Source organism: Limnohabitans sp. T6-20 (assembly GCF_003063505.1).
Lineage (GTDB): Bacteria > Pseudomonadota > Gammaproteobacteria > Burkholderiales > Burkholderiaceae_C > Limnohabitans_A.
Genome location: NZ_NERW01000001.1, coordinates 146,081 through 158,507, shown reverse-complemented (window position 1 = coordinate 158,507; position 12,427 = coordinate 146,081). Strand labels below are relative to the sequence as shown.

Below are 12,427 nucleotides of genomic sequence, written 5' to 3'. Positions count from 1 at the left end.
CCGCGCTCAAGGCCGTTTGAGCATTTTGTAGAGCGGTGGCACGATCAACAGCAGCGCTGCCACAGCCATCAAGCTGCCCGACAGCGGCCTTGTGAAGAAGGTGGACCATTCGCCTTGGCTGATGGTCAGGGCCTGACGCATGGATTGTTCGCCCAGTGGCGCGAGGATCAAGCCGACGATCAGGGGCGCAGCTGGGAAGTCAAAGCGGCGCATGATGTAACCCAGCAAGCCGAACACGAACAGCAAGCCCACGTTGAACACCGAGTTGCCTGCGCCGTACACGCCCGCCGTCGAGATGACGATGATGCCGGCATAGAGCCAAGGGGGTGGGATCTTGAGCAGTTTGACCCACAGGCTCACCAGCGGCAGGTTGAGCACCAGCAAGATCACGTTGCCAATGTAAAGGCTGGCGATCAGTGTCCACACCAAGCTGCCTTGTTGGCTGAACAGCTGGGGTCCGGTCTGGATGCCGTAGCCTTCAAAGGCCGAGAGCATGATGGCGGCGGTGGCCGAGGTGGGGATGCCCAGGGTCAACAAGGGCATGAGCACACCCGCAGCGGCGGCGTTGTTGGCGGCCTCCGGGCCTGCCACGCCTTCAATGGCACCGTGGCCAAACTCTTCAGGGTGCTTGGAGAGTTTTTTCTCGGTGTAATAAGACAGCAGTGTGGGCAATTCGGCACCGCCCGCGGGCATGGCGCCAATGGGGAAGCCAAAGAAGGCACCACGCAGCCAGGCTTTCCATGAGCGGGCCCAGTCTTCTTTGCTGAGCCACAGGCTGCCCGACATTTTCATGACTTCGCCTGTTTTGGTTTCGCGGCCTTGCCAGGCCAGGTACAAAGCCTCGCCCACGGCAAACAAACCCACTGCAGCCACGGTCACTTCGATGCCATCCAGCAATTCGGGGCGGCCAAAAGTGAAGCGGGCTTGGCCTGTTTGCAAGTCCACACCCACCATGCCCAGCAACAGGCCAAGGCTCAGGGCGAGCAGGCCGCGCAGCATGGAGTTGCCCAGTACAGCCGAGACGGCGACCACAGACAACACCATGAGGCTGAAGTATTCGGCGGGGCCAAAGGCCAGTGCGGCTTCGACCACCCAAGGGGCCACAAAAGTCAGGGCCAGTGTGCCGATGGTGCCCGCGACAAAGCTGCCGATGGCCGCAGTGGCCAGGGCTTGGCCTGCACGGCCGCGTCGGGCCATTTTGTTGCCTTCGAGCGCGGTGACCACCGCCGACGATTCGCCGGGTGTGTTGAGCAAGATGGAGGTGGTGGAGCCGCCGTAGGCCGCGCCGTAGTAAATGCCCGCGAACATCACGAACATGCTGGTGGCGGGGACATGGTAGGTCAGTGGCAGCAGCAAGGCGATGGTCAGCGCAGGGCCAATGCCGGGCAATACGCCCACCAAAGTGCCAATGAAGCAGCCGACGAAGCCCCACATCAATGTGACGGGTTGCAGGGCGTTGCCAAAGCCCTCCATCAGGGCGTTAAAAGATTGCATGGTGAATCCGGAAAAGTCAAAAAACCGATCTGAGCCTTGAGGCTCAGATCAGCCAGGGCAGCGCAGGGCCAAGGCCCACGCCCAGAAGTTGCGCAAACACCACCCAGAATGTGCTGGCAATGGCACCGCACATCAGGGCTGATTTGATGTTCAGCGGGGCATCAAACGCACGGGCGACGCCCATGCCACAGAGCGTGCCGGGGATGACAAAACCCAGTGGCGTGACCAACGCAATGAAAGCGACACCGCCAGCCAGCAGGCTGAGCATGCGGGTGTTGGAGCCCGGCAGCGGCGATTGGTCCGGTGCGTGACTTTCATCGGTTTGTCGGCCCCGCAAAGCACTGATGCCGTAGAGCACGCCCAGAACGCACAAGGTGCCCACAATCACACCCGGTGCGAGCACGGGGCCCACCGTCATCTGCATCAAGGACTCGGGGATGGCCGTGACCTGCCATGCGGCCAGGCCGCACAGCGAGATCAACAAGATGGCAACGTGAACCGGGGTCATGCCAGACCCAGCTCTTTCATCAGGACCACTTTTTCTTCGATGTCCTTGGCCAGATCGCGTTCAAATGGACGCTCGGTCATGAAGGCGTCGGTCCACTTGCGTGTTTCCAGCTCTTGACGCCATGGTGCCGATGCATTGAGCTTGGTGATGAAGTCGACCATGGCATCGCGTTGTGCTGCGGTGATGCCCGGAGGCGCAAACACACCACGCCAGTTGGATTCGCTGACGTTGACGCCCAGCTCGGTCAGCGTGGGCACGCTCACGCCGGGGATGCGGCGTTTGCCGGAGACCGCCAGAGGAATCATGCGGCCGGTTTTGATCTGTTCTTCAAACTCTGACCAGCCCGAAATGCCTGCGGTCACTTGGCCACCCAAAATCGCCGCGTTGGCGGGACCGCCGCCAGCAAACGCCACGTAAGCGGCTTCGCGGGGGTTTTTGCCCAGCGCTTTGATCAGCATGCCCAAGATCAGGTGGTCGGTGCCGCCTGCGCTGCCGCCAGCGACCGACACGGCTTTCGGGTTGGCCTTGATGGCGGCTTCCAGCTCTTTCCAGGTCTTGATCTTGCCGTTGGCGGGCACCACGATCACGCCGGCTTCTTCGGTCAGACGGGCAATCGGGGTCACGTCTTTGATGGTCACCGGGCTCTTGTTGGCAATGCCGGCACCAATCATGACCGAGCCACCGACCATCAGGCTGTTGCCCTGGCCTTTGCGTTGGTTCACGTAACGGGGCAGACCGACCATGCCGCCAGCACCGCCGACGTTCTCAAATTGCATGTTGCCGACCAAGCCTGCGGCTTTGGCTGCGCGTTCAATGGCGCGGGCCGTGCTGTCCCAACCTCCGCCAGGGGCTGCAGGCACAAACATGCTGATGGAGGCGATCAAAGGCTTGGTTTCGGCCCAGGCGGGCAGGGTGAACGACGCACCAGCGGCAGCGCCGAGGGCGAGGAAGTCGCGTTTGGACATTTGCATTTCAGTCTCCTGTGTAAAAATGAAAACACGGTGGCCTGTATTTCAGGCACAAGCCGTCATTCTGATGCGGGGCATGGCCCCAAACTGTCAATCACCTGTCAATTCTGTTCAGTGAATACCCTAGCGCCCCAGATCCTGTTGGTTGAAGACACGCCGGACATTTCGCTGTGGCTCGGTACCGCTTTGCGCCAGGGCGGCATGGCGGTCAGTTTTGCCACCGATGGCGTGCAGGCCGACCGTTGTCTACAACCTGGCCATGGTTTTGATGCGGTTTTGCTGGATTTGCAGTTGCCCGGTCGCGATGGCTTGAGCGTGTTGCAGGCCTTGCGTGAGCGCGGCGACGCCATGCCGGTGTTGATCTTGACAGCCAGGGCCAGCGTGCCCGACCGGGTGCTGGGTTTGAACATGGGTGCAGACGATTATTTGCCCAAACCGTTTGATTTGAGTGAGCTGGAGGCCCGCTTGCAGGCCTTGCTGCGGCGTCCCGGGCGGGTCAAAACCGCCGTGCTGCGGTGTGGGCCTTTGGCCTTGGACTTGGAGTCCGGGGCGGTGCAACTGCATGGCCAGCCGTTCCCCTTGACCAAACGCGAAACCGCAGCGTTGCGGGTGTTGCTGGAGTCGCCGCAGCGCACGGTCAGCAAAGAGCAGCTTCATGCCGAGGTGTTTGCCGATGAGGCCACCGGGCTGGATGCTGTGGAAGTGCTGATCTACCGCTTGCGCAAGAAGCTGGAGGGGGCGTCCGGGGGGGCGAGCGGGAAACCCGACGTGGCGATCACCACGTTTCGCGGCATGGGCTATATGCTGACTTTGCCTGCTGCACAGCCCCACTGACATGGCCGTGCCGTCCAAGAGTTTGGCCAAGGCAAGCGCTTCTTTGCGCAGGCGCTTGCTCAGCTGGATCTTGTTGCCTTTGGCGGGCCTGATCGGCATCAATGCTTGGGTGGGTTATGGCAACGCTGTGCAGGCTGCCAACGAAGCCTATGACCGTTCCTTGTATCTGGCCGCGCGCACCTTGGCCGAAGAGCTGGAGTGGCGCGATGGTCGCTTGCAACTGGATGTGCTCAAGGCCGCAGGGTATTTGTTTGAGAACCACACGGGCTCGCGTCTTTTTTACAAAGTGACGGCTCTTGGTGGGCAATGGCTGGCGGGCGATGCGGCATTGCCCAGCGCCCCTTTGCGCGAAAAAGCGGCGGTCAAATACTTTGCCTTGGTGCAGTTTGACGATGGGGTTTATTTGGACCAGCCCGTGCGCTTGGCCGAACTCACCCACGTCATGGAGGAGTCGGGCCTGGATGACGCACTGATTAAAATCACCGTGGCCGAAACCATGGAAGCACGTCAGCAGTTGATTCAGCACATTTTGTGGGACACCCTGGGCAGCCAAGGCTTGCTGTTGCTGGCCGCAGCGTGTTTGGTGGTCTTGGGCGTGCAGCGCGGCATCCGGCCGCTGGAGGCTTTTCGCCAGCAGTTGGCGCACAAGGCGGACGATGACTTTTCACCGATTCAGCCGCCAGATTTGCCACGCGAATTGCGGCCCTTGATTGACACCTTGAACAGTTACCTGGAGCGTTTGGGGCGATTGATTGACATTCGAAAACGCTTTTTGGACAACGCTGCGCACCAACTGCGTACGCCGCTCACCGTGCTCAAGACCCAGCTCACGTTGGCGCAGCGCAACGCTGAACCGGAGCAGGCGGGGGCCTTGATTTCGGCGGCGCGTCAAACCACCGACGATGCGGTGCGCTTGACGGAGCAACTTCTGGCCATGACCCGCGTCGAACATGCCCGCGAAATGCACAGCCCTCAAACGGTCGATCTGGTGGCGCTGGCCAAGCGGGTCACGCAAGAGCATTTGATGCGTGCCCACCAGTTGGGCGACGATTTGGGGCTGGAGGCTCAAGTGGCCCGTTGTGAAGTGCAGGGGGTTGATTTGTTGCTGCATGAAGCCCTGAGTAACCTGATCGACAACGCCACTCACCATGGCACCTCTGGCGCGCACATCACGGTGCGCGTGGGCCAGACCTGGATGGAGGTGGAAGACGATGGACCCGGCATTGCGCCGGAACACCAAGCCCATGTGTTTGAGCGCTTTTACCGGGCAGCGCCTTCGGGTGTGACGGGCAGTGGCTTGGGCCTGGCCATCGTGAAAGAGATCGCCAGCCAGCATGGCGCACAAGTCAGTGTGCGCAGCCCGGTGGGTGGTGGGCGCGGCACCGCCATCCGCATGTGCTGGCCCGAGGTGCCAACTGTCTAGAGCCGGATTCTTCTCTGTGGGAGGCCGCCCCTGCGGCCGAATGCTTGGATGGGCTCAGGCGCAGATTCGCGAGCAGGGGCTCGCTCCCACAAGCGCCCGACAACCTCCCCACATCAATCTGCCACTTGTAGGAGGTCGTCCCTGGGGCCGAATGTGTGCTCAGGTGTAGCGCTTGCTGCGCAGGTTGTTCTTCATGTCGCGCAGGGTGGGCTGCAGTTCTTCGCCGATGCGCAGGGCCACGGTGGTGGCCAGGATGTCGATGATCAGCAGGTGCAGCAGGCGCGAGACCATGGGGCTGTATTTGTCATAGCCTTCAGGGTGGTCGGCTGTCAGGTGGATGTGTCCGGCGCTGGCCAGCGGTGAGCCGCTGGCGGTGATGACTATTGTTGTGGCGCCTTGTTTTTTTGCAATGTCACAGGCGTCCATCAGGTCGCGGGTGCGGCCCGAGTTGGAGATGATCACCGCGCAGTCGCCGGGCTGGAGCATGGAGGCGCTCATGACTTGCATATGGCCATCGCTATAGGCGATGGCGTTCACACCCAGCCGGAAAAATTTGTGCTGTGCGTCCTGCGCCACGATGCCGGAGTTGCCCACGCCATAAAACTCGATGCGTCGCCCGGTTTTTTGGGTGGCGGCCAAGGCCTGGGCGGCATGTTCCAAAGCGAAGGAGCTGGCGTCGTTGCGGTACTTCAGAAAAGCGGCCACCGTGTTGTCAATCACCTTGACCGCGATGTCGCTGGTCTTGTCGTCGGCGTCCACGCTGCGGTGGATGAAAGGCACGCCCTCGCTCACGCTGCCCGCCAGTTTGAGTTTGAAGTCGGACAGGCCGTCATAGCCCATGCTGCGGCAAAAGCGCACCACGGTCGGTTTGCTCACATGCGAGCGGTCGGCCAACTCGGTGACGGGCAAATTGGCAAAGGCCCGGGGGTCGGCCAGCACGAGCTTGCCCACACGTTGCTCGGCCGGGGCCAGGGAGGGCAGGGAGGCTTTGATTCGATCGAGCATGGAGTGTCTCCGGTTTAAATTTCTTCGGACCAGCAAAAGCCGTCGCGCGCAATCATGGCGCTGGAGGCGCTCGGCCCCCAGGTGCCTGCGGCGTAGGGGCGTGGGCCGATGGTGTCGTTTTTCCAGTGCTGCAGGATCGGCTCGACCCAGCGCCAGGCTTCTTCTTGCTCGTCGCTGCGCACGAACAGGTTCAGGCGGCCGTCCAGCACGTCGAGCAACAAGCGCTCGTAAGCGCCCACGCGCTGGCTGCCAAATCGTTTGTCAAAGTCCAGGTCCAGGTGCACCGGGCTCAGGGTGGCCCCGCCGCTGCCTTCGCCGCGCTTGCTCTGGCCCTGGGCAAACAGGTGCAGCTCCAGCCCGTCTTTGGGTTGCAGGTGAATCACCAGTTTGTTGGCGTGGCCCACCGGGCTCCTGAAAATTTCGTGCGGTGTCTGGCGGAAATTGATCTCAATGTGCGCTTCACGCGAGGCCATGCGCTTGCCGGTGCGGATGTAAAACGGCACGCCCGCCCAGCGCCAGTTGGCGATCTCGGTGCGCAGCGCGACAAAGGTCTCGGTGCTGCTGCTGGGGCTCACGCCCTGTTCGTCGCGGTAACCCGGCACGGCTTTGCCTTCGACATTGCCCGCACTGTACTGGCCGCGAATCACATGCTGGCTCAGGGTCTCGGGGGTCCAGCGTTTCAGGGCGCGCAGCACCTTGAGTTTTTCGTCGCGGATCGCGTCGGCGTGGGCGTTGATGGGCGGCTCCATCGCGATGGCGCACAGCAGTTGCAGCGCGTGGTTTTGCACCATGTCGCGCAGCGCGCCGGTGGTTTCGTAAAAGCCACCGCGTTTTTCTACACCCAGCTCTTCGGCCATGGTGATCTGGATGTTGGCGATGTGTTCGCGCCGCCACAGGGGCTCAAACAGGGCATTGCCAAAACGCAGCGCAAACAGGTTTTGCACCGCAGGCTTGCCCAGGTAGTGGTCAATGCGGAAGATCTGCTGCTCTTTGAAGACCTTGCCCACCGCTTCGTTGATCGAGCGGTTGGAGGCCAGATCGTGGCCCAGCGGTTTTTCGAGCACGATGCGGGTTTTGGGGGTGTTCAGTCCGTTGGCCGCCAGTTGTTCGCACACGGTGGTGAACAGGCTGGGCGCGGTGGACAAATACATCACCACGTTGTTGGTCTCGCGCTCGGCCAAGCGGGCAGACAACGCGGCATAGGCTTCGGGCTTGGACAGGTCCATGCGCACGTAGCACAGCAAGCTGGCAAAGCGGGCGAATTCTTCGGGTTTGGGGCGCTTGTCGCCTTCGACTTGCTCAAAGCGCGACTGGATTTGCTGGCGGTATTGCTCATCCGTCAGGTCATCGCGGCCCACACCGATGATGCGCCCGCCCTCGGGCAAGGTGTCGTGGCGGTAGGCCTGAAACAGTGCGGGCATGAGTTTGCGCCAGACCAGATCGCCCGTGCCGCCGAAGAAAACCAAATCAAAGGCCATGATGTTCTTGAGTTACATGAAAAATTGATTTGTAATGTAACTTTGTTTCACTGATAATTCAAGCCAGCTTTCAAAAAACACCCGATGGGCCTTTGAAATCCCACTCAACCTGTTCGCGCTGAGCCAGTTGGCGCGCTTTGACCCTGACCTTCCATGAACCAACTCGACGCCCTTAAGCAATTCACCACCGTGGTCGCAGACACCGGTGATTTCAAGCAACTGGCCCAATTTCAGCCGCAAGACGCGACCACCAACCCGTCTTTGATCCTCAAGGCCGTGCAAAAGCCCGAATACGCGCCCTTGCTGGCCGAAACCGTGGCTGCCCACCGGGGCCAGCCGCTGGACGTGGTGATGGACCACCTGTTGGTGCGTTTTGGCTGCGAGATTTTGAAGACCATCCCCGGCCGTGTGTCCACCGAAGTGGACGCCCGCCTGAGTTTTGACACCGCCGCCACCGTGGCGCGGGCCCGCCGCATCATGGCCTTGTACGAAGCGCAGGGCATCGCCCGTGAACGTGTGCTGATCAAGATCGCCTCGACCTGGGAAGGCATCCAGGCTGCCGCCGAGCTGGAGCGAGAAGGCATCCGCTGCAACCTGACGCTGCTGTTTGCGTTTTGCCAGGCGGTGGCCTGTGGCCAGGCCAAAGTGCAACTCATCTCGCCTTTTGTGGGCCGCATTTACGACTGGTACAAAAAGACCGCCGGCGCAGCGTGGGACGAAGCCGCCAGGGCCGGGGCCAATGACCCCGGCGTGCAGTCGGTGCGGGCCATCTTCAACCACTACAAAAAGCACGGCATCGCCACCGAAGTCATGGGCGCGTCATTTCGCAACATCGGGCAGATCACGGCGCTGGCGGGTTGCGATTTGCTGACCATCAGCCCGGAGTTGCTGGCCCAGCTGGCCGCCAGCGATGCACCGCTGAGCTTGGCGTTGGACGCGCAAGCGGCCAAATCCATGGACTTGCCTGCCGTGGCCTATGACGAAGCCTCGTTCCGCCTGGCACTCAACGAAGACGCCATGGCCACCGAAAAACTGGCCGAAGGCATCCGCGCGTTTTGCGCCGATGCCGTGAAGCTTGAAGACTTGATGAAAAAAGTTTGAGGCAGTAGGCCATCTGTGCCCGAATGCGTGCAGGGGCCAAAGCGGAAATTCGCGAGCAGGGGCTCGCTGCCACAGGGTGCAAGTCCTTCCCCGTGTCCTGGTGCTTGTGGGAGCGAGCCCCTGCTCGCGAATGCCAAAACCACCAGAAGCCTGTTTTAGATCAAACCCATTGAAAGCCCTTATGCGTTGTGACCAAACCCCGGCCTGGAAGGCCTTGTCGGCCCATGCGGCCCAGAACACTGCATTTGACTTGCGCACTGCTTTTGCGACCGATGCGCACCGTGCTGATGCGTTGAGCCAGACGGCTCCTCATGTGTTTGCCGACCTGTCTAAAAACCATGTGGACGCCGCCACCGAAGCCTTGCTGCAAGAGCTGGGCCGCCAGACCGGCTTGGCGGCGCACCGCGATGCCATGTTCCGGGGTGAGCACATCAACAGCACCGAAGACCGCGCCGTGATGCACTGGCTGCTGCGCCAGCCTGAGGGCTCTTTGGGCGGTGAACTGGCCGAGCCCTTGGCGCAGGTTCACGGCACGCTGGGGCCCATGTTGGACTATGCCGAAACCATCCGAGCCGACGCGCAGATCACCGACGTGGTGAACATCGGCATCGGTGGTTCCGATCTGGGCCCGCAGATGGCGGTACTGGCCTTGCAAGATTTCGTGATGCCGGGCAAGCGCTTCCATTTCGTGTCGAATGTGGATGGCCATGAGCTGGCCGGTGTACTCAAGGGCTTGAAGGCTCAGAACACGCTGTTCTTGATTGCCTCCAAAACCTTCACGACAACAGAGACCATGACCAATGCCCGCTCGGCGCAGGCTTGGTTTCAGGCGCAAGGCGGCACCGATGTGGCCCGCCACTTTGCGGCGCTCACCACCAACGTGGCCGCCGCAGCCGAGTTTGGCATCCGCACCACCTTCGGGTTTTGGGACTGGGTAGGCGGCCGTTATTCGGTCTGGTCGGCCATCGGGCTTCCCGTGGCGATCGCCATTGGCGCACAGGGCTTCAGGGATTTGCTGGCCGGGGCGCATGCCATGGACCAGCACTTTCAGACCGCGCCGTTGGAAGAAAACCTGCCCGTGCGCCTGGGCCTGCTCGATGTCTGGTACCGCAACTTTTTGAACTACACCAGCCGCTCGATTGCGCCGTACCACAGCGCCTTGCGCCGGGTGCCTGCGTATTTGCAGCAGCTTGAAATGGAAAGCAATGGCAAGCGGGTGGACCGCAACGGCCATGCGCTGCCTTATGGCACATCGCCTGTGCTCTGGGGCGAGCCGGGCACCAACGGCCAGCACGCGTATTTCCAGATGCTGCACCAGGGCACCGACGTGGTGCCGATGGAGTTCGTCGCCGTCAAAAAGCCCACGCACAGCCTGAAAGACCACCACGAGCTGCTGCTGGCCAATGTGATTGCGCAAGCGCAGGCCCTGATGCTGGGCCAAGTCGACGAAGGCGGGCACAAGCACTTCACCGGCAACCGGCCCAGCACCTTCTTGCTGCTCGATGAACTCACGCCCGCCAGCCTGGGTGCGCTGATCGCGCTGCAGGAACACCGCGTGTTCGTCAGCGGCTCGGTCTGGGGCATCAACAGTTTTGACCAATGGGGCGTGGAGCTGGGCAAGGTGCTGGCCAAAGACATCCATGCGCGCATGACGTCGGGCGATGTGAGCGGTCTGGACGCCTCCAGCGCGGCTTTGTTGCAACGCGTGCTGGCTTGACGCGGTTTGCTTGCGCAAAATCGGGCATGTTGGTGGAGGATTCGTGTCTGTTGGACCCGTTGTGAATGCGGGTTCTAAAGTTTGCATTTCACAAATTGATACGTTTAAATTACATTTTTATTTAATTTAAAGGTGTTCATATTTTATGATTTGGCCATGCACTCGAACATGGACCTCTACAGCGAACTCGGCGTCACCCCTCAGGCGGAGCCCGAAGTCATCCGCGCCGCTTACCGTGCGCTGGCGCTTCGCTACCACCCGGATCGCCAGGTCGGCGCCTCTTCCCTGATGGCCGCGAAGATGGCCCGCATCAACCACGCCTACAACGTGTTGAGCAAGCCCGAAAGCCGCCGCGCCTATGACGAAAGCCAGCGCGCCCCCCGCCCCCGTTTTGTCGCCCCCCAGATTCACGTCACCTCTTGCCGGTCGTTGGCCCGCAGCGTTCAGCCTTTTTTGACCACTTACGATCAGCGCGGACGCTTGCACGCTTTTGTTTGAGCCTGGTCCTCAAGGGCCATCCTCTGCATCCACAAAAAAACCGCGATCACTCGCGGTTTTTTGTTGGAGGCCACAGCATGGTGAACGGCGCATGGCCAATGGTTTGTGGCCGTCGCCATGGTCTGAGCCCCCATTTACCGGCAAGGGGCCAGGTTTGCCAAGCCCTGGGAACTGAAGCTCCGCAGCCTTTCAGTGCTTGTGTGCCCCATGGTCGTGTGCCGGTGCCGGTGCCGGTGCCGGTGCCGGTGCAGAGGAGGGCGGTGCATCTGCCGAGCCCTTGCCCACCGTCACAGTTCCGCGCATACCGGCCTCGTAGTGACCCGGGATCAGGCAGGCCATCTGCAAAGTGGTGGCTTGCGGAAAGTGCACAAGCAGTTCACCCGTTTGCCCAGCTGCCACGGTGATGGCTGCGCCCGTGCCGTGGCTGTGCCCGGCCTCGTGCCCGGCACCTTGGCGCATGGCCTCGGCGTGCTGGCCAATGGCCTCTTCGCTGCCCAGCACCATTTCATGGGCAGAGCGGCCTGCGTTGTGCACCACAAAGCGAATGGTTTCACCCGCCTGCACCTGGATGTTGGAGGGGGTGAAACGCATCTGATCGTCCATTTGCACGGCGATGCTGCGGTTGAGCACCAGCGCTACCGGTCCGGCGCTGTTGCCGGTTGCGGGCGTGTGGTGATCGGCAGGGGCCGCGTTGTCGCCGTGCGCATGGCCGGTCGCGGCCCATTCCGGGTGGCTGCTCAGCCATTGCCAAGCCGCCCAGCTGCTGGCGCTCACCGCGCAGCCCAGCACCAGCACATAGACCGTGGCTGCACGTTGCCATGCGCGCGACGTGCTGAGTGCCAAGGCCAATACCGAGACGGAAAAGCCCAGCGGCACCACCCAGGCGCTGCGCGCTGGCGAGTCAGGAAAGTGCTGCAGGCCGCCCGTGAAGAAGCCCAAACCAATGGACAGCAGCGAGCCCAGCACCAATGTTTGCAACAGGCTGGTTCGAGGTGCGGTGGCGTTGTCGGTCTGGCGGTGTTCCAGCCAAGCGCCGAGCACGAACAGCACGATGCCAATGGCGGCCGTCCACAAGGACCGTGTGCCGCTGAAAAAGCCGTGGTTCACGGCACCAGAAATGAAGCTGATGCCCGAGTATTTGAGGAGCATGGCCCCGTGATGAAGTTGAAAAGAAACAGTCATGAGTGCGATCCATGCGCTGGCTTGTGCCAGCGCCTACATACCAATTTGCCGCCCAGGCCAGACAAGGCCTGCGCGGAGCGTGTTGTGAACGGGGCTCGTCTCAGGCGATGGGTGGACGTAAATCGGGTCGCAGGCTCGCGCTTTCCCAGTCGTGCGTGATGCACCCAGCGTGTGCCGCAGGTGCCGTGTGCGAGCAGATGGTCATCAAGCAGCCCAGAC

General features: G+C 61.6%; 11 protein-coding genes. 5 read left to right on the top strand and 6 right to left on the bottom strand.

All coding sequences use genetic code 11. From position 1 onward, the window contains the following. Positions 1-6: 6 nt before the first annotated feature. Genes B9Z33_RS00835 through B9Z33_RS00825 form a run of 3 tightly spaced genes read right to left on the bottom strand, consistent with a single transcriptional unit; the run spans position 7 to position 2,973 of the window. A complete protein-coding gene (locus B9Z33_RS00835) occupies positions 7-1,494 on the bottom strand; it encodes a tripartite tricarboxylate transporter permease (RefSeq protein ID WP_108285158.1) in 1,488 nt (495 codons plus the stop codon). A gap of 43 nt (positions 1,495-1,537) precedes the next feature. Then, positions 1,538-2,002 carry a tripartite tricarboxylate transporter TctB family protein gene (locus B9Z33_RS00830; protein ID WP_108285157.1) on the bottom strand — a complete coding sequence of 155 codons (465 nt, stop codon included), beginning with the start codon at positions 2,000-2,002 and terminating at the stop codon, positions 1,538-1,540. Next, positions 1,999-2,973: a tripartite tricarboxylate transporter substrate binding protein gene (locus B9Z33_RS00825; RefSeq protein ID WP_108285156.1), complete on the bottom strand. Its 975-nt coding sequence runs from the start codon at positions 2,971-2,973 to the stop codon at positions 1,999-2,001. Before B9Z33_RS00825 ends, B9Z33_RS00830 begins: the two co-directional genes overlap by 4 nt. Positions 2,974-3,084: 111 nt before the next feature. Here B9Z33_RS00825 and B9Z33_RS00820 point away from each other — a divergent pair, with 111 nt between their 5' ends. Beyond that, a complete protein-coding gene (locus B9Z33_RS00820; RefSeq protein ID WP_233252681.1) occupies positions 3,085-3,804 on the top strand; it encodes a response regulator transcription factor in 720 nt (239 codons plus the stop codon). Position 3,805: 1 nt separating this feature from the next. Further along, positions 3,806-5,227 carry a sensor histidine kinase gene (locus B9Z33_RS00815; RefSeq protein ID WP_233252680.1) on the top strand — a complete coding sequence of 474 codons (1,422 nt, stop codon included), beginning with the start codon at positions 3,806-3,808 and terminating at the stop codon, positions 5,225-5,227. A 159-nt stretch (positions 5,228-5,386) separates the two neighbouring features. Here the strand turns inward: B9Z33_RS00815 and B9Z33_RS00810 are convergent, their stop codons facing one another. Further along, positions 5,387-6,232: a MurR/RpiR family transcriptional regulator gene (locus B9Z33_RS00810; RefSeq protein ID WP_108285155.1), complete on the bottom strand. Its 846-nt coding sequence runs from the start codon at positions 6,230-6,232 to the stop codon at positions 5,387-5,389. A gap of 14 nt (positions 6,233-6,246) precedes the next feature. After that, complete coding sequence (gene zwf, locus B9Z33_RS00805; protein ID WP_108285154.1) at positions 6,247-7,710, bottom strand: glucose-6-phosphate dehydrogenase; 1,464 nt, start codon at positions 7,708-7,710, stop codon at positions 6,247-6,249. 153 nt (positions 7,711-7,863) lie between these two features. Between zwf and tal the strand changes: the two genes are divergently transcribed. The 3 genes from tal to B9Z33_RS00790 all read left to right on the top strand — a co-directional run bounded on the left by tal (position 7,864) and on the right by B9Z33_RS00790 (position 11,026). After that, a complete protein-coding gene (gene tal / locus B9Z33_RS00800; protein WP_108285153.1) occupies positions 7,864-8,811 on the top strand; it encodes a transaldolase in 948 nt (315 codons plus the stop codon). 181 nt (positions 8,812-8,992) lie between these two features. After that, positions 8,993-10,528 carry a glucose-6-phosphate isomerase gene (gene pgi, locus B9Z33_RS00795; RefSeq protein ID WP_108285152.1) on the top strand — a complete coding sequence of 512 codons (1,536 nt, stop codon included), beginning with the start codon at positions 8,993-8,995 and terminating at the stop codon, positions 10,526-10,528. Between the two features lie 156 nt (positions 10,529-10,684). Continuing rightward, positions 10,685-11,026, top strand: coding sequence for a J domain-containing protein (locus B9Z33_RS00790; protein ID WP_146183805.1), 342 nt, complete (start codon positions 10,685-10,687; stop codon positions 11,024-11,026). 189 nt (positions 11,027-11,215) lie between these two features. On the opposite strand, the gene B9Z33_RS00785 is transcribed toward B9Z33_RS00790, so the two are convergent. Beyond that, positions 11,216-12,208: a cupredoxin family protein gene (locus B9Z33_RS00785; protein WP_108285150.1), complete on the bottom strand. Its 993-nt coding sequence runs from the start codon at positions 12,206-12,208 to the stop codon at positions 11,216-11,218. Positions 12,209-12,427 lie beyond the last annotated feature (219 nt).

Bases quoted from the DNA above. Each gene is read 5' to 3' on its own strand.
- B9Z33_RS00835 (WP_108285158.1), bottom strand. From the start codon at position 1,494: ATGCAATCTTTTAACGCCCTGATGGAGGGCTTTGGCAACGCCCTGCAA.
- B9Z33_RS00830 (WP_108285157.1), bottom strand. From the start codon at position 2,002: ATGACCCCGGTTCACGTTGCCATCTTGTTGATCTCGCTGTGCGGCCTG.
- B9Z33_RS00825 (WP_108285156.1), bottom strand. From the start codon at position 2,973: ATGCAAATGTCCAAACGCGACTTCCTCGCCCTCGGCGCTGCCGCTGGT.
- B9Z33_RS00815 (WP_233252680.1), top strand. From the start codon at position 3,806: ATGGCCGTGCCGTCCAAGAGTTTGGCCAAGGCAAGCGCTTCTTTGCGC.
- B9Z33_RS00810 (WP_108285155.1), bottom strand. From the start codon at position 6,232: ATGCTCGATCGAATCAAAGCCTCCCTGCCCTCCCTGGCCCCGGCCGAG.
- zwf (WP_108285154.1), bottom strand. From the start codon at position 7,710: ATGGCCTTTGATTTGGTTTTCTTCGGCGGCACGGGCGATCTGGTCTGG.
- tal (WP_108285153.1), top strand. From the start codon at position 7,864: ATGAACCAACTCGACGCCCTTAAGCAATTCACCACCGTGGTCGCAGAC.
- pgi (WP_108285152.1), top strand. From the start codon at position 8,993: ATGCGTTGTGACCAAACCCCGGCCTGGAAGGCCTTGTCGGCCCATGCG.
- B9Z33_RS00790 (WP_146183805.1), top strand. From the start codon at position 10,685: ATGCACTCGAACATGGACCTCTACAGCGAACTCGGCGTCACCCCTCAG.
- B9Z33_RS00785 (WP_108285150.1), bottom strand. From the start codon at position 12,208: ATGACTGTTTCTTTTCAACTTCATCACGGGGCCATGCTCCTCAAATAC.